21 protein-coding genes are annotated in these 20,008 nt (G+C 36.2%); 12 read left to right on the top strand and 9 right to left on the bottom strand.

Going from position 1 to position 20,008, the window contains the following annotated elements; genetic code table 11:
• Window positions 1-49: 49 nt before the first annotated feature.
• Window positions 50-508, bottom strand: a complete 459-nt coding sequence (locus ACQ5H4_RS02045; RefSeq protein ID WP_430773314.1) for a BsuPI-related putative proteinase inhibitor — start codon at window positions 506-508, stop codon at window positions 50-52.
• Window positions 509-730: 222 nt separating this feature from the next.
• On the opposite strand from ACQ5H4_RS02045, the gene ACQ5H4_RS02040 reads away from it, so the two are divergent.
• The 8 genes from ACQ5H4_RS02040 to qoxD all read left to right on the top strand — a co-directional run bounded on the left by ACQ5H4_RS02040 (window position 731) and on the right by qoxD (window position 8,152).
• The gene (locus ACQ5H4_RS02040; RefSeq protein ID WP_430773313.1) at window positions 731-1,999 is read left to right on the top strand and encodes an ATP-binding protein; all 1,269 of its coding nucleotides are present in this window, start codon (window positions 731-733) and stop codon (window positions 1,997-1,999) included.
• 77 nt (window positions 2,000-2,076) lie between these two features.
• Window positions 2,077-2,259: an alpha/beta-type small acid-soluble spore protein gene (locus ACQ5H4_RS02035; protein WP_119708747.1), complete on the top strand. Its 183-nt coding sequence runs from the start codon at window positions 2,077-2,079 to the stop codon at window positions 2,257-2,259.
• Window positions 2,260-2,401: 142 nt separating this feature from the next.
• Window positions 2,402-3,187 (top strand): formate/nitrite transporter family protein, encoded by a 786-nt coding sequence (locus ACQ5H4_RS02030; RefSeq protein ID WP_430773312.1) that lies wholly within the window; start codon window positions 2,402-2,404, stop codon window positions 3,185-3,187.
• A gap of 35 nt (window positions 3,188-3,222) precedes the next feature.
• Window positions 3,223-3,903, top strand: a complete 681-nt coding sequence (locus ACQ5H4_RS02025; protein ID WP_430773311.1) for a DUF421 domain-containing protein — start codon at window positions 3,223-3,225, stop codon at window positions 3,901-3,903.
• Between the two features lie 413 nt (window positions 3,904-4,316).
• A complete protein-coding gene (gene qoxA, locus ACQ5H4_RS02020; protein ID WP_430773310.1) occupies window positions 4,317-5,288 on the top strand; it encodes a cytochrome aa3 quinol oxidase subunit II in 972 nt (323 codons plus the stop codon).
• Entirely contained in the window at window positions 5,278-7,254 is a 1,977-nt protein-coding gene (gene qoxB / locus ACQ5H4_RS02015) for a cytochrome aa3 quinol oxidase subunit I (RefSeq protein ID WP_430773309.1), read from the top strand. Before qoxA ends, qoxB begins: the two co-directional genes overlap by 11 nt.
• Window positions 7,244-7,849, top strand: coding sequence for a cytochrome aa3 quinol oxidase subunit III (gene qoxC, locus ACQ5H4_RS02010; RefSeq protein ID WP_430773308.1), 606 nt, complete (start codon window positions 7,244-7,246; stop codon window positions 7,847-7,849). The genes qoxB and qoxC overlap by 11 nt, the downstream gene beginning before the upstream one ends.
• Window positions 7,850-8,152 carry a cytochrome aa3 quinol oxidase subunit IV gene (gene qoxD, locus ACQ5H4_RS02005; protein ID WP_430773307.1) on the top strand — a complete coding sequence of 101 codons (303 nt, stop codon included), beginning with the start codon at window positions 7,850-7,852 and terminating at the stop codon, window positions 8,150-8,152.
• A 37-nt stretch (window positions 8,153-8,189) separates the two neighbouring features.
• Here qoxD and ACQ5H4_RS02000 read toward each other — a convergent pair whose 3' ends face one another.
• Complete coding sequence (locus tag ACQ5H4_RS02000) at window positions 8,190-8,402, bottom strand: hypothetical protein (protein ID WP_340904182.1); 213 nt, start codon at window positions 8,400-8,402, stop codon at window positions 8,190-8,192.
• 137 nt (window positions 8,403-8,539) lie between these two features.
• Here ACQ5H4_RS02000 and ACQ5H4_RS01995 point away from each other — a divergent pair, with 137 nt between their 5' ends.
• Both ACQ5H4_RS01995 and ACQ5H4_RS01990 read left to right on the top strand, forming a co-directional pair.
• Entirely contained in the window at window positions 8,540-9,214 is a 675-nt protein-coding gene (locus ACQ5H4_RS01995; protein ID WP_430773544.1) for a LysE family translocator, read from the top strand.
• Window positions 9,215-9,271: 57 nt separating this feature from the next.
• Window positions 9,272-11,179 (top strand): metallophosphoesterase family protein, encoded by a 1,908-nt coding sequence (locus ACQ5H4_RS01990; protein ID WP_430773306.1) that lies wholly within the window; start codon window positions 9,272-9,274, stop codon window positions 11,177-11,179.
• 18 nt (window positions 11,180-11,197) lie between these two features.
• Here ACQ5H4_RS01990 and ACQ5H4_RS01985 read toward each other — a convergent pair whose 3' ends face one another.
• Entirely contained in the window at window positions 11,198-11,869 is a 672-nt protein-coding gene (locus tag ACQ5H4_RS01985; RefSeq protein WP_430773305.1) for a GNAT family N-acetyltransferase, read from the bottom strand.
• 23 nt (window positions 11,870-11,892) lie between these two features.
• Window positions 11,893-12,750 (bottom strand): carbon-nitrogen hydrolase family protein, encoded by an 858-nt coding sequence (locus ACQ5H4_RS01980; RefSeq protein ID WP_430773304.1) that lies wholly within the window; start codon window positions 12,748-12,750, stop codon window positions 11,893-11,895.
• A gap of 221 nt (window positions 12,751-12,971) precedes the next feature.
• Between ACQ5H4_RS01980 and ACQ5H4_RS01975 the strand changes: the two genes are divergently transcribed.
• A complete protein-coding gene (locus tag ACQ5H4_RS01975; RefSeq protein ID WP_430773303.1) occupies window positions 12,972-13,208 on the top strand; it encodes a helix-turn-helix domain-containing protein in 237 nt (78 codons plus the stop codon).
• 42 nt (window positions 13,209-13,250) lie between these two features.
• Here ACQ5H4_RS01975 and ACQ5H4_RS01970 read toward each other — a convergent pair whose 3' ends face one another.
• Entirely contained in the window at window positions 13,251-14,969 is a 1,719-nt protein-coding gene (locus ACQ5H4_RS01970) for an ABC transporter ATP-binding protein (RefSeq protein ID WP_430773302.1), read from the bottom strand.
• Between the two features lie 112 nt (window positions 14,970-15,081).
• Entirely contained in the window at window positions 15,082-17,010 is a 1,929-nt protein-coding gene (locus ACQ5H4_RS01965) for a beta-propeller domain-containing protein (RefSeq protein WP_430773301.1), read from the bottom strand.
• A 193-nt stretch (window positions 17,011-17,203) separates the two neighbouring features.
• On the opposite strand from ACQ5H4_RS01965, the gene ACQ5H4_RS01960 reads away from it, so the two are divergent.
• Window positions 17,204-17,305 (top strand): YjcZ family sporulation protein, encoded by a 102-nt coding sequence (locus tag ACQ5H4_RS01960; RefSeq protein ID WP_119708760.1) that lies wholly within the window; start codon window positions 17,204-17,206, stop codon window positions 17,303-17,305.
• Between the two features lie 63 nt (window positions 17,306-17,368).
• Here the strand turns inward: ACQ5H4_RS01960 and ACQ5H4_RS01955 are convergent, their stop codons facing one another.
• The 3 genes from ACQ5H4_RS01955 to ACQ5H4_RS01945 all read right to left on the bottom strand — a co-directional run bounded on the left by ACQ5H4_RS01955 (window position 17,369) and on the right by ACQ5H4_RS01945 (window position 19,999).
• On the bottom strand, window positions 17,369-18,469 hold the full coding sequence (locus tag ACQ5H4_RS01955) for an AI-2E family transporter (protein WP_430773299.1): 1,101 nt from the start codon (window positions 18,467-18,469) through the stop codon (window positions 17,369-17,371).
• A 73-nt stretch (window positions 18,470-18,542) separates the two neighbouring features.
• Window positions 18,543-19,139: a sporulation-specific diadenylate cyclase CdaS gene (gene cdaS / locus ACQ5H4_RS01950; protein ID WP_430773298.1), complete on the bottom strand. Its 597-nt coding sequence runs from the start codon at window positions 19,137-19,139 to the stop codon at window positions 18,543-18,545.
• Between the two features lie 68 nt (window positions 19,140-19,207).
• Complete coding sequence (locus ACQ5H4_RS01945) at window positions 19,208-19,999, bottom strand: MBL fold metallo-hydrolase (RefSeq protein ID WP_430773297.1); 792 nt, start codon at window positions 19,997-19,999, stop codon at window positions 19,208-19,210.
• Between the last annotated feature and the right edge of the window lie 9 nt (window positions 20,000-20,008).

The following is a 20,008-nucleotide window of genomic DNA, read 5'->3' as shown; positions in this document are numbered from 1 at the left end:
AATGCCTAACCATCCTTGGATGTTAGGCATCTCCACAAATGAGGGGCATTTACTCAACCTTGAATTCTATTGACGTACTATACGCCTTCCCCGTCCTAGGTGTCATCCAAACATTTAACGTATATTTTCCTTTATTTAGTTCAACATCTTTCACGTTAATGTCATAAGAAAGTTCGTCCCCCGGAGCGAGTACCTCACTTCCTAGCACTTGTAAAAAAGAGCTAACACTTGAAAATAAGAACACCTCTTCTCCGCTTGAATTTATTATTAAATAATCAAACCTTTGAGAGGAAGAAAAATCGAGTTTAATTTCCTTACCTGAGTCATTTTTTACATGATACTGAAACAAAAGTGGACTAACTTCATTAAGCCTAGTAACTACTTCCCCTTGTGCTGTATCCATATTTTCCTCCTCTTTACCTGTTGATAGTACCGGTTCTGCTTCCCTTTTTGCACCACACCCACCTAAAATAAAAACTGCTATTAAGAACAATAAGATTTTCTTCACATTAACACCTCACTTTGTAACTCTTTTACCTTATTAGTCGTCTGGAAGTGTTTTGAAGTTACAAATTAACTCAGCAGGAATAAAATTATCTGAGACTCGATTCTCTGCATTCCACTTCCTTTTTTGAAAAAAACATGGTACTTTTACAGATAGAACTATCTTGAAATTTTATTAGTGCTTTTTTACTATTTTTTGTATATAGGATGAACAGGAGTACACTCATTGAAAAAAAACATAGTTATTGTCTATATCCTTTTTTGTTTTACTTTTATTTTAACTTCCGTTTATATAACTGGTGATCTCACCTCTAATAAGTTTTCACACCTTGTAAAAGATATTCTGTTCGTTATTTTTAATTTGTTCTTTTTCTATTTTATCATTAAGAAAAGCACTAAATTAAAAACGGTAGAAAAAGAGGAGCAACAATTATCTACTTTGATTAATTCAATGGTAGACTTTGTTTGTTTTAAAGATGGAGAAGGACGTTGGCTAAAAACCAATAGTTTTGGACTTGGACTTTTTCAATTAGAACATGTGGATTATAAAGGGAAAACGGACACAGAATTGGCTGAATACACTGAGTTTTATCGTGATGCTCTCATTTATTGTGAAGAATATTCAGACCGTATCGCATGGGAGAGCCGAACGGTTACTAGATGTGAAGAAGTCATCCCTCTTCCTGATGGAGGGACAAAAACATTTGACACCATTAAACATCCCCTATTTTATGAAGATGGCTCGAGAAAAGGTCTAGTAGTAATTGGAAGGGATATCACGGAAAAGAAACTTGCAGAAGAAAGATTAGTACGTTCAGAAAAACTATCTGTAATTGGGGAGCTAGCAGCTAGTGTTGCACATGAAATACGAAACCCCCTAACTTCTCTTAAGGGATTTGTTCAATTTATTCGGCCTGCTGATCAGAAAAACGATAGATATTATGAAATTATGCTCAGTGAACTAGAGAGAATAAATGATATCGTTAGTGAGCTCTTACTTTTAGCAAAGCCCCAAAAAGTAAATTTTTCAAAGACTCATGTTAGTAACACCATCGAACATGTTATTTCCTTATTAGAAACACAAGCAAATATGGTGAATGTAAGTATAAACTTCTATAAAGTTCACTCTCCCACCATCAATTGTGAAGAAAATCAAATCAAACAATTGCTTATAAATATCATTAAAAATGCTATTGAAGCGTCTAGAAACGGCGGTACAGTAGATGTCATACTTGATGTGAATTCTGATGGGATGACAGTTATTCGGGTGATTGATAGTGGAGAAGGAATATCTGAGCAAGCGAAAAACTGTCTTGGTGAGCCATTTTATAGTTCAAAAGAAAATGGAACGGGTCTTGGTTTAACCGTGAGCTTTAAGATTATTGAGCAGCATGGTGGAGATATTTCCTACAGTAGTGAGCCAAATAAAGGTACAACTGCAACCATTCTTTTACCCAGTTTTCCTATACAGGTAGAAAATGTTATAACATCTTAGTATATTTTTGAATACATCAACTTAAACTACATTTGAGCATAATTCTTGCTCAAAACTTGTGCCGGGAGTGGATATCCATGAGTAGAAACAAGCTATTGGTACCTGGGTCAGAAAATGCGCTGAATCAGATGAAAGAAGAGATTGCCAATGAGTTTGGAGTTCAACTTGGAGCAGATACAACCGCACGTGCAAATGGCTCTGTTGGAGGAGAAATGACTAAACGCCTCATCCAAATGGCAGAACAACAATTACGGTCTTAATCGAAGAGAAGCTCAGGAAAAATATCCTGAGCTTCTCTTTTTTTCTTAAAATGAAACTTTAGGATTGTATAATAGTACATAGTCACGCAAAATTTAGAAATAATAACTTTTATTGGAGAAGTTTGATGTTCAGGAGGAAATGATGGAAAATTACCCGCTTTTAGAAGTTGAAAAGCTCGCCTTAAAAAAATTAAAAACTTATAAACAAAGCATATTACGTTATCTATTACGTAGTATGCTTGCAAGTATGTTCATTGGGTTTGGAGTAATTGTTGCCTTTAAAACAGGTGGCTATTTTTACAATGAGCATTCTCCTGTGGCCTATCCAATGGCAGCTTTTACGTTTGGAGCAGCTATTATCCTAATCGCCTATGGTGGGGGGGATTTATTTACAGGTAATACCTTTTATTTCACCTACACAGCACTCAGAAAAAAAATGAGTTGGAAACATGTTTGGACACTTTGGGGGTTAAGTTACATAGGAAATATATTAGGTGCAACAGCATTTGCTTTATTAATTTATGTAACAGGTTTATTTGCGGAGGCTTCGGTAAATAGTTTTTTGTTAAGTGTTGTTGAGAAAAAAATGCATGTTCCAACAATGGAACTTTTCTTCCGAGCCATTCTTTGTAACTGGCTTGTTTGCCTAGCCTTCTTTATACCTATGGGAATGAAAGAGAATGGTGCAAAGCTATTTGTGATGATCCTATTTGTTTTTTGCTTTTTCATCTCTGGATATGAACACAGTATTGCTAATATGTGTACCTTTGCTATCGCTCTTGTTCTGAATCATCCTGGAACGATCTCCTTTTCAGGAGTTATTCATAATCTCGTTCCCGTGACCATTGGCAATCTTATTGGAGGTAGTATCCTCATGGGAGCCATGTATTATTACGTTAACCTTCCTTTTCTTGATGACGAGCATTAGTGATTACCTACTGTGTGAATAGGAGTTAATATGTTATGACACATTATTTAACTGTTGGATCGGAACTGTTTCTTGGTTTTATCGTGCTATTTCTATTAGCTAAAACGCTTGGTAAAACTCAACTCTCACAAATTACACCGTTTGATTTTATTTCAGCTCTAATCCTTGGTGAATTAATTGGAAACGCCATTTATGACCATGAAACAAGCTGGGTGGAAATCGTATTCAGCACTACGGTCTGGGGTGGTTTAATTTTTGGAGTCGAGATAATCACTCAGAAATTTAAAAAAACTCGAAAAGCGCTTGAAGGTGAACCAAATATCGTTATTCGGAATGGAATAATAAAATATGAAACGTTAAAAAAGGCTAAACTTGACATAAATCAATTGCAAAGTTTAGTTCGTCAACAAGGGTATTTTTCTCTGCAGGAAGTTCAATATGCAATCCTTGAGACAAATGGAATTGTTAGTGTACTACCGAAATCCCAGAATAGACCACCCACTTTAGATGAATTGAACATTCAGTCAGAGCAAGCTTCTATTCCTACAACATTAATACTTGATGGCGAAGTGCTGTATGGGAATCTCCAAGAAGCAGGACTAAATGAACAGTGGCTAAAAAACGAACTTTCGAAACAAAACTTTCATACGTATGACCAGGTTTTATATGCTGAGTGGAAAAAAAATCAGGAACTATTTGTGATGTCGTATCAATAAATCGGGCTTTGAGAGCCTGATTTTTGTTTTGTTCTCATAACCATTTTAAACTTATCATATGTAATCGTTTTCCTCTAAATATGAATGTTTTGTGACACCATGTCACAAAATTGTCGAAATTTACAACAGCTAAAGATATATTAAAAAATCCTTGATATATCAACATTCACCCTCACTTTTTCACCCTAACATTATTTTCCTTACTATTTTTGTCACATATTAATCTCACTTAACATGTTATTATCATCTACATAGTGGTAATTAGGAAGTAGATAGAATTTTACCTTAAGAAATACTAACAAAATGATCATTGTGAAAAAACGAACATTTTGTTATACAAAAATATCTTTTTGTGGTAAACTCTAATTTTCCTTGTGAAACAAAACACAAACCTGATTTCATATAAGAAGGAGATGAAACAATTGAAGTTGAAAATGCTATTTCTATCCCTTGTAACAGCCGTACCATTATTATTTTTGAGCGGTTGTGAAATGGTTGTATTTCAGCCTCAAGGGCCAGTAGCTAGAAGTATCATGGAGCTAATTAATTGGTCTTTAATGTGGATGCTTTTAGTGGTAGTTGTTGTATTTGGCTTATTTGGCTATATTGTTTGGAAATATAGAGAAAAGCCAGAAAACATGGGTTATGAGCCTCCAGAAGAACACGGTAGTACCGTATTAGAAATCGTCTGGACAGCAATTCCTATTTTGATCGTTATCGCTTTAACGATTCCTACAGTTACAACATTGTATGACTTAGAAGATGTTCCTGCAGGGTACGAGGAGAAAGAACCGATCGTTATTCACGTCACGTCTGCAGACTGGAAATGGATATTCTCTTATCCAGAAGAAGGAATTGAAACAATTAACTACGTGAACATTCCAGAAGATACTCCTGTATTGTTTAAATTAACATCGGCAGGAACGATGCAATCTTTCTGGGTGCCAGCTTTAGGTGGACAAAAATACTCAATGAATAAAATGGAAACAGAACTTTATTTAGTTGCTGACAATCCTGGTTCATATATGGGTAGAAACACAAACTTCAACGGACGTGGATACGCTCAAATGGAATTTGAAGTACTCTCTCAAACCGTTGATGAGTATGATGCATGGGTAAAAGAAGTAAAAGAAACAGCTCCTGAGCTTACAGAAGAAAAGTACATGGAACTGCTGAAACCAACACATCTTGGTCGTTTAACTTATTCCAACACCCACTTAGCTTGGATCAACCATGCGGAACACGATTCTGAACTTGTGACAGATCCTGAAGACTATCGTTACCATGGGTACCAAGGAAAGATTTTTGACCAGGAAGAAGAAAAAGATACTACTGATGTAGAAAATAACGAAGAAGACCATGGAGGTGACCATAGTGGGCATTAAGTGGGATGAAATTCTGATTACGGGAGATCCAATTATCCTAGGTTCACAGATTGCTATTTTATTAACTTCTCTAGGAATTATTGGTGGTATTACGTATCTTAAAAAATGGAACTGGCTATGGCGTGAATGGATCACTACCGTAGACCATAAACGTATTGGAATCATGTATATCGTTGCTGCTGTACTTATGTTCTTCCGTGGCGGTATGGATGGACTAATGATGAAAGCTCAAACATCTCGTCCAGAAATGGGCTTTCTAGACGCACAGCATTATAATGAAGTATTTACAGCTCATGGTGTTATCATGATTTTATTTATGGCTATGCCATTCTTAATCGGTTTAATGAACGTTGTTATTCCGCTTCAAATCGGAGCGAGAGACGTCGCGTTCCCTCAGCTGAATGCATTAAGTTTCTGGTTATTTTTCAGCGGTGCGATGCTGTTTAATATCGCATTCGTTGTGGGTGGTGCTCCAGATGCAGGATGGACTTCTTACTTCCCTCTTGCAGGTAAAGAATTCAGCCCAGGAATCGGGAATAACTACTATGCTATTTCATTGCAAATTGCTGGTCTAGGAACTTTGATGACTGGTATTAACTTTATCGTAACGATTTTAAAAATGCGTACAAAAGGCATGACATTAATGAGAATGCCTATGTTCACATGGACAACGCTTATCACTTCGGTTATTATCGTAGCCGCATTCCCGATTTTTACGGTTGCACTTGCGTTAATGACATTTGACCGCTTGTACGGTACACATTTCTTTACAGTAGCTGCTGGTGGATCTGACATGCTTTGGGCTAACTTGTTCTGGTTATGGGGACACCCTGAAGTATATATCGTTATCCTCCCTGCTTTCGGGATGTTTTCTGAAATTATTTCGACATTCTCTCGCAAACAGCTATACGGTTATAAATCGATGGTCGTTTCAATCGTTGCCATTGCAGTACTAAGTATGCTTGTATGGGTTCACCATTTCTACACAATGGGATCTGGCGCTTTAGTCAACTCATTCTTCTCTATCACAACAATGATGATTGCCGTTCCGACGGGTGTAAAAATGTTTAACTGGTTGTTTACGATGCGTAAAGGTCGAATTAAAATGACTACGGCTATGCTTTGGTCTTTAGCATTTGTACCTAATTTTGTTATTGGTGGAGTAACAGGTGTAATGCTAGCGATGGGTGCTGCTGATTATCAGTACCATAATACTTTATTCTTAGTTGCTCACTTCCACTATGTATTAATTCCAGGTGTGGTATTTGCAGTATTCGCTGGACTTTACTACTGGTGGCCAAAAATGTTTGGTTTTATGTTAAATGAAAAATTAGGAAAATGGCATTTCTGGTTGTTTGTAATCGGATTTAATGTAACCTTTATGCCAATGTTCTTCCTCGGTCTAAATGGAGCTGTTAGACGTGCTTATACCTTTTCTGCTGAGTCAGGATTTGCTCCTCTATTCTTACTGTCTGCAATCGGATCAGTTATCCTAGCAGCTGGTTTTGCAATGTTCTGCTACAATATTTATTGGAGCATTCGTTATGCGGACCGCAACATTTCAAGTGACCCATGGGATGCTAGAACACTTGAGTGGGCAACAGCTTCACCTGTTCAACACTATAACTTTGCTAAACTACCAGAAGTGAAATCTTTAGATGTATTCTGGTATATGAAAAAGAATAATGAAGGTCTTACATTAAAAGACGAAGAAATAGAAGAAATTCATATGCCAAGCAACTCTGGTTTACCTTTCTTAATGTGCGTCGCTTTTGGAATTGTTGGGTTCTTCCTTATATTCGAATGGCATTTATTAGCTGCAATTTCTGCTGTACTAATTATTGCAGGATTGATTTATCGTTCATTTGATTACAATGATGGTTACCACATTCATAAAGACGAAATTAAAAAGACAGAAAACGCTTGGAGAAAAATGGAAGGCAAGGTGAATAATCATGTCAGCTAATGTGAACACTTCCCTCCCATTAGAATATCAAACAGAACAAAGTCGTATGAATATTTTAGGGTTCTGGATATTCCTCGGGGCCGAAATTGTATTATTTGCTACCCTATTTAGTGTTTATGGAGTACTCTATAAAAATTATGCAGGTGGCCCAACTCATCAAGATATTTTTATGATTAAAGAAGTAATGATTCAAACGGTCCTACTCTTAACAAGTAGTTTTACGATGGGTGTTGCCATTTGGGAAATGCGTCGAAACAATAAGAAGGGCTTAATTGGTTGGTTTATTTTAACCCTTCTATTAGGTGCAGGATTCCTATTCATGGAGATTAATGAGTTTATTCACTATGTTCATGAAGGTGCAACTATGCAAACAAGTGCCTTTCTTTCTAGCTTGTTTGTCCTTTTAGGAACACACGGTGCTCACGTTACCTTCGGGATTTTCTGGGCAGCGATGGTTATCATTCAAATTGCCAAGCGTGGATTAACACCTGTTACTGCTAGAAAGACTTTTATCATTGGTCTTTACTGGCACTTCCTTGATGTTGTTTGGATCTTTATCTTCACGTTTGTTTATTTAAAAGGGATGGTGTTATAGATGGAAAAAAGTACAGAACGTTTTCCGCTAGCTCACGTCTTTGGATTCGTATTGTCACTAGTACTGACATTCGTTGCTGCATGGGTAGCACTTGAGATGAACTTGTCCTTTACAATTGTCATGTGGATTATTGGATCGCTAGCAATTATTCAAGCTGGTCTTCAATTGTTTATGTTTATGCATATGACAGAAGGAGAAGACGGCAAAGTAAATATCATAAATATCGCGTTTATGGTATTCTGTGCAGTTGTTATCGTTGTTGGTTCTATCTGGGTATTAACATCAGGACATGCTGCTCATTAATGAAAATAAAAAATCCGGCTAATTAAGCCGGATTTTTTTATTTGCGTACTTCCCCCATCAAGGAAATAAATAAGCCAAAACCGAACACCAACATGGATGAAGCCATAATACTAATGCTAATAGAAAGTGTATAACTCATTGTGATACCGCTTTCAAAAAAGCTGTATAAAAACAATAATGCCCCCATTACTAAACCAAATTTAGCAATTGTACTAATTGGACCTAACGCTCTACGTTGCATCTCATTCATATTATTTCATCCCCTTTATTTATATTTTAATAAAGTTCACAAATTTGTCAAATATTTTTTGAAAATTAGACACATTTTAGGCTTGTCTTATTTAAAATTACATTCTTATGAATGATTTTACCCTCCACTCGCATAAGATGTACAAGTTATCCCCTTTGGACAATCCTAGTGAGTGGAGTGATCTTGTGATTTATCTAAGTTATATCGTTCTTGGCTTAACATTGGCTGCCCCCATTGGGCCTGTAAATGCAGCAAGATTAGATAAAGGTTTAAAAAATGGATTTTGGCATTCATGGGCTGTTGGAGCTGGTTCGATGATTGCAGATGGAATATTTATGTTAACCGTGTATATGGGGATTGTACATTTTCTTGACAATCCATTAATCCAGGTTTTTTTATGGCTTTTTGGAGGATTTATTCTTATTTACAGCGGGATTGAAAGTATTGTGACTGCTAACAAGTTCACCTTTGACTATCAGCGCAAGAATGAATCCATTTTTCGTTGCTTTTTGATAGGGTTTATCATGTCTATATCTAGCCCTCTCTCCATTCTGTTTTGGCTTGGTATTTATGGATCGGTCCTGGCAAAAACAGCATCAAGCTTCGGGACAACAGATTTACTTCTGTATAGTTCCATGATATTTCTCGGACTTGCTCTATGGGATGTATTTGTTGCAGGCCTTACTAGCCTTTTTCGGAAGTGGCTTAGTTTGAAGTATATCATTCTTACCTCTATCCTCTCAGGCGTATCATTATTAGGGTTTGGTCTTTATTTTGCGTTCCAAGGGATAAAGGTATTATTTTTTCAGTAGTAACTACATATGATTTCAAAATGAGGAAGCAAAGGAAAATAACCAGAAGAAATGGTGGTGAATCATTTGAATTTTCCTCCTATTTTATCCGGTCCCATTTTGAGAAGAGTGGATGAACTTCAAATTACCGTATGGGTAGCAACTTCTAAGAACTATGACATTACGGCAGACCTTTATATCACCGATCAAAATCATAAAATGCTTCCTATTTCAGTAAAGAACCATAAACTACCCTTAGGAAAACAACTTTATTTACACTTAATAACCATCAATCCATTAAAGAAGCTCTTCCCCACCGATCAATTATTAAGCTATAATTTATTTTTTTCAAAGGGAAATCATACATTTGACTTACAACACCTAGGATATATTGACCATAATAGTATTTCTAGAATTGTTTATTCGACCTTAAAATACCCTTCCTTTTATATATCAAGTACGAAATCGTCCTCGTTCTTGTATGGCTCTTGCAGAAAAATACATGGCAAGGGTGATGACTGCCTTCATTTGGGAGATCAACTACTGGAAAAACACCCGTTAGATCATACAAAACGACCCTCCGCACTATTTTTATTGGGGGACCAAATTTATGCAGATGATGTTTCAGAACTCATCTTGCCTTTTATCCGCAAAATAGCAGAGGCACTGTTGGGATATGAGGAAGACTTATCTTCTATTGATGAGCGAATAACAAACTACACTGATAGAAAACAGATTTCTAAATATTTATGTAATTTCACGTCAAGAAAATCTAGTAATCACTTATTTACTTTCGGAGAATATGCAACCATGTATTTGTTAAGCTTCGGGCCGGCACTATGGAAGCACATTTTGCCTCAATTAAGTAACAACTCCGATCATACAGACATTATAAATTTCGCAAACTCTACATTCTCTACTCAAAGACTGCTAGCAAATATACCAACGTATATGATATTTGATGACCACGATATTACCGATGATTGGAATATAACAAAAAAATGGAAAGAAAATGTGGAGAACACTCCACTCGGAAAACATGTGGTTGCTAATGCCTTAACAGCCTACTTTGCCTTCCAAGGCTGGGGAAATGACCCATCACGTTTTTCTAGTGAATTCCTCTGTGCTTTAACAGAATATATAAATACTTACCCCACAAACATACACACTTATAAAAGTTGGATCACCTCAATAATTGGTTTTGGACCATGGACATACATAGCACCTACTAAACCAAAAGTGTTATGTCTAGACACGCGCACAAGCCGGGAATGGAGTTATAGTAAGAATCATTCAATCAGGTGGATACCTCCTTCTACATCAGGACCTGAACTAGTCAGTGAGAAAGGTTGGACTTTTGCTACAAACAAATTATTGGAAAGTGGTTGGCGGAAGAACGATCCATTAGTCATCGTTTCGCCTGCTCCTCTTTATGGGATAGAGGTAATCGAATCTTTCCTTGAAAAGTTTATTTCTCCGTTAAGAAATAGAGGGATACCTGTGACTACTTCCTTTGATTTAGAGGCATGGAGAATGAATGGGAAAGGCGTGTATCATTTTTATGAAGTACTTATGAAATTGGATCCCTGTGAAATAACTATTCTATCAGGAGATGCACATATGGCATCTGCGATAGAAGTATGGACACAATTCGGTAAAAAAGAGAAAATCAAACTACTCCAACTTACAAGCAGCCCATTAAAAAATGAAACCTTTAGAGGCGTTTCTGGATTATCACTAAAAGCTGCCATTGTTCTTTATACCATTTTTCAAACAGAAGACAGGATTATCCGCGTTTGTGACGAGAAGCAAAATTTCCATTACAATTCAATTGCAAAAACCCATGCAGTGACGTTAGCTGAAAGTATCCATTACCAATATGTAAATAAAAAGAGTATTACAGAGTTATCCAATAATCTAGGTTTAGTATCTTTTTCAACAGGGCAAACATATCACCAACTTTTAACCAAAAAGGATGAAGCATAAAGCTTCATCCTTTTTTGACTATAGGGGAAGTAACTCAATCGTTTCTCTATTCTTCAGATCTTCTACCATTTGGACCCACTGAACAGGCTTATTTGATAACACACTGTAATAAGTAGTAATGAAATCAACGACTAAATCTGAAGAAATCTCTTCAAGCAGGTCATCTAATGGCATAAAGCATAAATCAAGACCAGCTACCGCTTCTCCATCATTTTTCCAAGAGGGGTGTACATAAGTAAAGTTTAACTTTTTGTATCCTAGATGGGAAAGTACTTCCCTTCTTACAAACGGATCCATTGCTTTTACTCCACCAAATTCGAAATCACCGCGTTGATAAGGATCATAGATCTCCGCAAACATTCCGAACAGTTCTTTCCCATTTTCTTTCGCTAATTCAGATAAGTCCTTTAAACGGTTTTGAGCAAGAAAGCGACCTAAGCTAAGACCTTGGCGACCAATAATTGTAAAGTCTGTCATAGCAATGTTCCAGTTCGGATAGTAACGATATTCTGTGGAACCAACCACATCATCGTTATGTACTGCAACAAACACACGAATACTCGGATCTTCTAATGGCTCCTTCCATAATTCAAACTCTAAAACCTCTTCAGGTGGGAAAACTTCCTTCATTAACTCATGCATTTTAACAAACAAAGGATCCTCAATGTTCGTAATACGAATGTACTCCATTCCTTTCACTCCTTTTTAAAAATTTATTTCCAGTCAGTATAAAGATCTATTCTACGATCACGCCATGTCGTCACCGAACCCTTTTCCCTCGCTTCATATAGAAGGTCTAAGTCAAGGTCCGCAGTAACGATCATGTCATCATTAATTTCTCCCTGCACCATTATGCCTTGTGGTGGAAAAGGAACATCATTCGGTGTGATAACAACCGCTTGACCAAAATTGCCACGCATAAAGTCAACTGTTGGCAAGGATCCAACTGTTCCAGTTAGGACGACATAGATTTGATTTTCAATAGCTCTTGCATGGCTCGTATAGCGTACACGATGAAAACCGTGACGGTCGTCTGTACATGATGGACAGAAAATTACATCCGCCCCTTTTGCTTTTGCCATTCGAACGATCTCAGGAAACTCTATATCATAGCAGGTAAGCATCGCAATTCTACCTTTATCTGTATCAAACACTCGCAGTCCATCCCCAGGAGACATATTCCATTCTTCCACTTCAGTAGGAGTAATATGGAGCTTCGCTTGTTCTTCTACACGGCCATCTGGGTAAAACAGGTGAGCAACATTAAGGAGCTTACCCTGTCTTTCTAATACATGCGTTCCCCCAATGATATGCATACCTGTCTCTGAGGCGAATTTTTTGAATAATTCTACATATTTTTCTGTAAACTTTGGTAGATCATTTATGGATAAAGGTTTCCCATTTTTATCGCCAATGGATAAAAGTTGGGTTGTAAAAAATTCAGGAAAGAGTATAAAATCCGAACCAAATTCCTGTGCTGTTTTTATGTAGTGCTCACACTGAGCAGCAAAATCTTCAAATGATGAAATCGTATGTAAGTGATATTGAACAGCAGATACTCTATATTTCAAAAAGCAGCAGCTCCTTTACTGTTAACATATTCAATAGTATGGATGAAATTTAGAAAATCTACAACTTTCTTGCTCTATTTATTGGTTATTATTTATAAATTGTCAAAAGCATCTTTACATACTTTCATGAAAGTGCTAATTTATTAATAGTTTTATAAAGACAGTGTATACAAGAAAAACATAGGTGATTAGGAGTTTCGTAAAGAAGAAGAGGTGAATCTATGGACAGCCAAATCATTCGTTTTATTAGGGAAAGCTACAGCATGACCCAACGAGACTTTGCAAAACTTGTTAACTGTAGCTACTCACTTATCGCCTTAGTTGAACTAGGAAAACGCAATGTTACAAAAAATCTCGAAAAAAAGATTGCAGAGGCACTTGATCTCGATCAAAAACAAATTGAATCCATATCAATAATTGTAAAAGAAATGGGTAACGGTCTTCCTCCATTTATGTAATACACAAAATAAACAGTGGCTTCTACCAAGAAGCCACTGTTTTTATTGTTGTTGATATTGTACTTGATGGAGGTTCGCAAAAATCCCACCTTTTTTAATTAATTCATCGTGAGTGCCTTGCTCAGCAATTCCGTCCTCAGTAACCACAACTATTCGATTAGCATTTCTGATCGTTGCTAATCGGTGGGCAATGATCAATGTCGTTCGATTTTTAGCCAGCTCAGATAGGGCTGTTTGAATAATCATTTCCGTTTCAGTATCTAGTGCTGATGTAGCTTCATCTAAAATTAAGATAGGTGGGTTCTTTAAAAACATTCTAGCAATCGCCAGTCTCTGCTTTTGACCACCTGAAAGCTTTAAGCCCCTTTCCCCTATTTGTGTCTCGTATCCATTTGGCAAAGAAGCAATAAATTCTTGAAGATGCGCCTTTCTCGCAGCATCCTCAATTTCTTCCTGACTAGCATGTAAATTTCCATAAGCAATATTTTCTCGTATCGTTCCTGTAAATAGAAACACATCTTGTTGAACAATACCGATATTAGATCGAAGAGACTTTTTCGTCATGGAGCGAATATCAATGCCATCTATGGAGATAGCCCCGCTCGTTACATCATAAAAACGAGGAATAAGTGAGCAAATCGTTGTTTTCCCTGCTCCTGAAGGACCCACGAATGCAATCGTTTCTCCTTCATTTATTTCTAAATTGATGCCTTGTAAAATAGATTTTGAACTGTCGTAATGGAAATTTACATGATTGAAGCGAATATTTCCGTTTAAAGTATCCAACTCAATAGCATTATCTTGATCCAAAACATCTGGTGTCGTATCGATCAGTTCCAAAAAGCGCTTGAACCCTGCCATCCCCTTTGGGTAAAGCTCCATAATTGCACTGATTTTATCAATTGGCTTAAATAGAACATTCACGTATAAAATAAAACCTACAAGCTCACCATACGTCAGTTCACCTGAAAAACTAAGCCAAGCTCCATAAACTAACACAATAAGAACAAAGAAACGAGTCATCATATAAATGCCTGATAAACTAAAAGACATCACTTTATAGGCAGACAGTTTTGATAAACGAAAGCGTTCATTATTTGATTTAAATCGCTTTATTTCAAAAGCTTCATTGGTAAATGATTGTACAACCCTAGCTCCTGACACACTATCCTCTACCCTTGAGTTTACGTCAGCGATATCATTATACATATTACTCCATGCTTTATTCATGCGAAGATTACAAAATGTAATTAACCAGATTAATAGAGGCACCATAAACACAGCTATCAGCGCCAGTTTGACATTAATAGTTAGCATAATCCAAAACGCACCAATAAATGTCATACACGCAATAAAGATATCCTCTGGTCCATGATGAGCTAACTCCCCAAGGTCAAATAAATCGTTAGTTATTCTACTCATGATATGACCCGTCTTTGTGTTATCAAAGAATCGGAACGACTGTCTCTGAACATGGGTAAACAGTTGCTGTCTCATATCTGTCTCAATATTAATTCCTAGCATATGACCTAAATAGTTGACGATATACTGTAAAAAAGTTGAGAAAATATAAAACGCTAACAATCCTAGACTGACAGAAACAATCATCGACCAGTTTCCACTAGGCAAAAGAGAATCAATAAACCATTGAACAGCGAGCGGAAAAGCTAGCTCTAATAATGCAACAACTACAGCCGCAGTAAAGTCAATCGTAAACAACTTTTTATGTGGCCCATAATAAGAAAAAAATCGGCGAATCATAGTTAGTCTCCTTATACAAAAGCTATTGGATATTATTTCTAGATACGAATTATTATAGAGTAAGACTATTTACATAGCAACGAAAAAGAGAGCATTATAGCTCCCTTCACCTTTACTTTAATTTTAATTCTGAAATGAATTGATAGTTTTCTAAACTGTATGAACTTATTTTCGAATGAGATATGGCATAAAGTTGTGCATCTATATATACCAAGCGTTGAATTTCATTTTCCCATTCTTCATACAGTTCTTTCCCCTTCATATGAGTGATCTTTGACTTCAAGGAGAAACCTTTATCGAGGCTTAAATTATATACATAAGCACCTTGAAAAATAAACTTTTGCTCGTATTCATTTCCTTTCACACTCTCATACACATTGATCGGAAAAGCAAAGAGGCCATTCTCCCTATTATACAGTAATGCTTTATGATCGTAGTTTAAAGGTGAATATGTTCCTCTTCCTCCGATAATCTCTGTAAACTTTTCTTTTGGGTTATTAACATCGGTTATATCAAATAAAGAGAGTTTTACACCCTCAGTTATAACTCTTGGCTCCTTATCTCCCTCCATAGTAACAAGCTTCGTATCGTACCCAAAACCTATAATATGATTCTCATCGTAAGGATGGAGATAATTACTGAATCCAGGGATTTTCAGCTCCCCAAGAATCGTTGGATTACTTGGCTCTGATGCATCAATGACAAATAAAGGATCTGTCTCTTTAAAAGTTACAATATATATGCGATCCCCCAAAAATCTTGCTGAGTAGATTCTTTCTCCTTTTGCAAGATCAGACAGTGTACCGACCTGTTTTAAATTTTTATCAAATACGATCAAGTGATTTTTGGAAGGCTTGCTTTCATCCCAACTATCTCCTTCGGTTGTTGCTACTCGGAAATAACCATTATGTTCATCCATGGAGAATTGATTTAGAATTGTACCAACCAGCTCTGTACTGCCTTGAAAAGTAACATCTAACTGATTAACCCCAAATTTATATATCATTGTCTTTGGTGTGAACGCTTCCTCTCGTTCATCTGCAGATCTCCAGTTCGTAAGGGCTAAGTAGAGGTTTTCTTTCGACATATACAGCTGACCTCCACTCCCTAAATACGTTGTTATTTTCGCTTCCTGGCTAGGTTCAGCAAGGTCGAAAGCAGCAATAGTGGTATAATTTGCTTCCTTTGATCCAGGAATGTATTGTATTTCATCATATGATACAGAGGTTTCTTCCTCTTTATTTACAGAATCTGAGTATCTTGGACGTAGATCAACTCCATCATCATCTTCCAATAACCAATATTGTGGAAAATGATTTGCGATTAAATAAACCTTACTTCCTATCTTTCTAGCACTTGAAAGGTATCCTTCTAGCGATATTTCTCTTTCTAAAGTTGGCTTTGTTGGATCCTTTACATCATAAACAAGAGCCATTGTCATTTCATTCATAGGCGCATACAAACTATCTGTCGCTATTTTCTTTTCGGCTGTATCAGTTTCATAACTATAGCTATAGCCGATTATTAATAACTGTTCTTTATCCAAGAACAATTGTGAAGGAGAAAATGTTTTTTGAAATTGGATGGATGCCACATGTTCCATTTTTCCGGCTGATTTGGCAGAAATAATATTTACCCTACCATCTACTACTTGATATATATATTCACCGTCCGTTTTAACAATATCCGCTTCATCAATCCCTTGAACTTGAACATTTGTACTTGAAACCTCTTGACCACTTGCTTTTGAACTTGTGTCAGAAGCAGCATTATCCATGGAGGACTCCTCCATAGCTTTATCTTCTTTTGTAAAAGTAAAAAACTTTTGATTTTGTTTTTCTTCTTTAATAATTTGGTAAAAATACTTGTTTAACTGCCCTTTATTTTCAATAACGGGTAGTATGCCGTTAACTATCTCACCTTCGAGTTCATTTCCTGATCCATACTTTGCTGCAAGAAGTGTTTCTTTAGTGTACATAACAATCGATACCAATAAAAACCCAAGGAGAATAGAAATTCCAATCATCCATTTTATTTTCATTGCAACCACCCTTCTGAAAAACGACTCTTTATAGGATTGGACTCTAATGATTACAAAAAGGTTACAAATTAAAAAATATGAAACAAAAAAGTGTGTTTGACCTAGGTTACTTGTCCAACCACCATGACCTTTTTTTCATAGGATAAATAGACAGTAATACAAGCTGTTCACTTTTTAAGTGGAGGTGAAAAGAATGGGCGAAAGTTATAACGGAGGATTTAACAACGGATTTGCTCTACTTGTTGTATTGTTTATCTTGTTGATCATTGTCGGTGCTTCTTATTTTAACTACTAAAAATAACTAAAGGATACCTTTGCTTAACAGGTTTGCTTCCAAACAAAAAGACCTTGCTTCTATTTAAGAAGCAAGGTCTTTTTTATTTAAACGATAAATTTTAATTACATGTGTGACGAGTACTTTAACTATTGAATACACGGGGATAACAAAAATAATCCCTAACAATCCCATTAAATTTCCTGCGGTTAAAATTAGAACAATAATCGTTAACGGATGGATATTCAAGCTTTTCCCCATTACTTGTGGCGAGATGACATTGCCTTCTACTTGTTGAGCAATCACTGTTATGATGGCAACATAAACGAGCATGATGGGATCTTGAAATAACGCAACAAAAAGCGCAGGAATTACGGCTAAAAATGGACCTAAAAAAGGGATGACATTCATTAACATTGCAAACAGAGCTAATACTAATGAATACTCAAGATCAATAATTAAATATCCAATATATAGTAATATTCCAACACATAAGCTAACAATCAATTGTCCTTGAATATATGTAGAGATGGTTCTATCTGTTTCTTTTAAAATTTGTAATACATCTTGTTGTAAATCCTTTTTAAAGAAACTTGCCACTCTTGGTGCAAAATTGTTACTATCCTTTAACATATAAAACAGGATAAATGGAACTAGCACCAAATAGAAGATCGTATTAATAAAACCACCAATAAATCCAAAGATAGAAAAAATCCCATTAGCAATATTACCGGTATTGTTCTTTATTTGTGCCTCCAGCTGATTACTTCCATCAATAATACCTTGTTGAATAAATTCGGGAAACGTATCACGATTTTCTTGAATATATTTGATTCCGTCAACAACCGTGGAAACCATGTTTGGTATATTGTTAATAAAAAGATCTAATTGATCAGATATTATTGGTCCGATTAAACGAATGAAGCCATATAGGACTAGTGTAATCGCTAAATAAGCAGAAAGAATTGCCATCCATTTAGGGACCTTTTTCTTCACTAACCATAAGATTAGAGGCCTACACAAGTAAAATAATATTCCTGCAACTACAAAAGGCAAAAATATCGTCTGCAATAATACGATGAGAGGTTGAAATAAAAATGCATTTTCCCTAACTAATAAAGAAATTATTAATATGAAAATAATAGCGATCATCGCCTGAAACCATCTTTTATTTGTTAATGACATTTTACACTTCCCCATAATTTAGATATATATTTGATGATAGCAGGAAATGAAATAAATGCCAAACTTTTCTACTTTATGTTTTAACAACATGTAAATTCCCATTAATAGCAAATGTAATACGGCCCGTTTCCTCTGAAACTACAATCATTATTGCGTCAGTCAACTCAGATAATCCTAATGCAGCTCTATGTCTGGTACCGAGCTTTTTACTTTGAAATTCTTGACTGCTTACTGGTAGAATATTTCCCGCTGAGTGAATAAAATCATTTTGTATTAAAACTGCGCCATCATGCAATGGGTTCCCAGGATAAAATATGGTTTCAAGAAGAGTTTGACTGAATTTCGCACCTATTATGACGCCGTTGTGTAGAATTTCTGTTAATGGCTGCTTTCTTTCAACAACAATTAATGCTCCGTGTCTCTTTTCTGAAAGTTTGGATGCAGCCTTTGCAATTTGGTTGTATTCTGTTGTATATGGTGATAAGTATGACTCTAAGTAATAAGAGGATGCAACACTTTGAGCGTCAGAAACCAGCTTAAGTAAAAGATCGAACTCAGAAAGAATACAACAATCTTCTTCAGAAATTGTGTCTTGAATTGAATTTGTTTTCTCCTGTATCGTTGATAACATAAGCTTTACATCCTGTTGAAATCTTTTTTGTTCATACATCTTTCCCACCTCCTACAACCTACTTATGAAACAAGAGACGCCCTAGTAATATTTACTAAGGCTACCCTTTAATGCACATATTTTTCATTCCCTAGCATTTCTCTTTCGAAACGTCGTATTAGAAGATCCAAACCTTTTTTCAGTTCCATCCCCTCCATTGGCTTTCCGTGACCAGTAAAAATGAGCTCTGGATTAAGGTTTTGTATTTTCTTAATCGAATCAAAAGACTGATCCCAATCTTGAGTGAAATATGCTGGTGGAGCATGAATCTCTTTCCTTTGAGTTAAAACAGCCAAAGCCGATTCCTGCTTCACGGTAATAAGTGCGTCACCCGCGATTACGACACGGTCCTTTTCACGAAACAATGAGATATGTCCTTCTGTGTGTCCTGGTGTATGAATCCAGTTCCAACTAGGCATTTCTGGAATAGAACCATCTGTTGGAAGCAACCGTATATATGATTGAATATTTATCGCTTTTCTTGGATATAGAGGTGATAACCATGCCATAAGCCCTTTTTCAATGAACGGGTGTGGTGGAGGATAATCTTTTTTACCTGTTACATACTGTTGTTCCTGCTCATGAATATAAACAGGGACCTGCCATTCATTCAATAAATAGGAAAGAGCACCAACATGGTCAAAATGAGCATGCGTCAAGATGATAGAAATTGGTTTCTTTCCACCACCTAATACCTGTTCAATAAATTGCTTAATATAAATTCCTGAGAAAGGAACGCCCGCATCTATTAATACCCAATCGTTCCCCTCTTCTCCACATCCACCTACTAATGCAATATTTGCAATAGCTGTACGATAGCCATAAATATCTTGCGTTATCTTATTCCTTCTTGCATCCAAGTTCATTCA

The organism is Bacillus coreaensis, from assembly GCF_050586445.1.
Lineage (GTDB): Bacteria > Bacillota > Bacilli > Bacillales > Cytobacillaceae > Robertmurraya_A > Robertmurraya_A coreaensis.
This window is presented reverse-complemented; position numbering and strand designations above follow the sequence as displayed.

Excerpts from the sequence above, each read along its gene's own strand:
- ACQ5H4_RS02035 (WP_119708747.1), top strand. The coding sequence starts at position 2,077 with ATGAGTAGAAACAAGCTATTGGTACCTGGGTCAGAAAATGCGCTGAAT.
- ACQ5H4_RS02030 (WP_430773312.1), top strand. The coding sequence starts at position 2,402 with ATGGAAAATTACCCGCTTTTAGAAGTTGAAAAGCTCGCCTTAAAAAAA.
- ACQ5H4_RS02025 (WP_430773311.1), top strand. The coding sequence starts at position 3,223 with ATGACACATTATTTAACTGTTGGATCGGAACTGTTTCTTGGTTTTATC.
- qoxA (WP_430773310.1), top strand. The coding sequence starts at position 4,317 with ATGAAACAATTGAAGTTGAAAATGCTATTTCTATCCCTTGTAACAGCC.
- qoxC (WP_430773308.1), top strand. The coding sequence starts at position 7,244 with ATGTCAGCTAATGTGAACACTTCCCTCCCATTAGAATATCAAACAGAA.
- qoxD (WP_430773307.1), top strand. The coding sequence starts at position 7,850 with ATGGAAAAAAGTACAGAACGTTTTCCGCTAGCTCACGTCTTTGGATTC.
- ACQ5H4_RS02000 (WP_340904182.1), bottom strand. The coding sequence starts at position 8,402 with ATGAATGAGATGCAACGTAGAGCGTTAGGTCCAATTAGTACAATTGCT.
- ACQ5H4_RS01995 (WP_430773544.1), top strand. The coding sequence starts at position 8,540 with ATGTACAAGTTATCCCCTTTGGACAATCCTAGTGAGTGGAGTGATCTT.
- ACQ5H4_RS01985 (WP_430773305.1), bottom strand. The coding sequence starts at position 11,869 with ATGGAGTACATTCGTATTACGAACATTGAGGATCCTTTGTTTGTTAAA.
- ACQ5H4_RS01975 (WP_430773303.1), top strand. The coding sequence starts at position 12,972 with ATGGACAGCCAAATCATTCGTTTTATTAGGGAAAGCTACAGCATGACC.
- ACQ5H4_RS01970 (WP_430773302.1), bottom strand. The coding sequence starts at position 14,969 with ATGATTCGCCGATTTTTTTCTTATTATGGGCCACATAAAAAGTTGTTT.
- ACQ5H4_RS01965 (WP_430773301.1), bottom strand. The coding sequence starts at position 17,010 with ATGAAAATAAAATGGATGATTGGAATTTCTATTCTCCTTGGGTTTTTA.
- ACQ5H4_RS01960 (WP_119708760.1), top strand. The coding sequence starts at position 17,204 with ATGGGCGAAAGTTATAACGGAGGATTTAACAACGGATTTGCTCTACTT.
- ACQ5H4_RS01955 (WP_430773299.1), bottom strand. The coding sequence starts at position 18,469 with ATGTCATTAACAAATAAAAGATGGTTTCAGGCGATGATCGCTATTATT.
- cdaS (WP_430773298.1), bottom strand. The coding sequence starts at position 19,139 with ATGTATGAACAAAAAAGATTTCAACAGGATGTAAAGCTTATGTTATCA.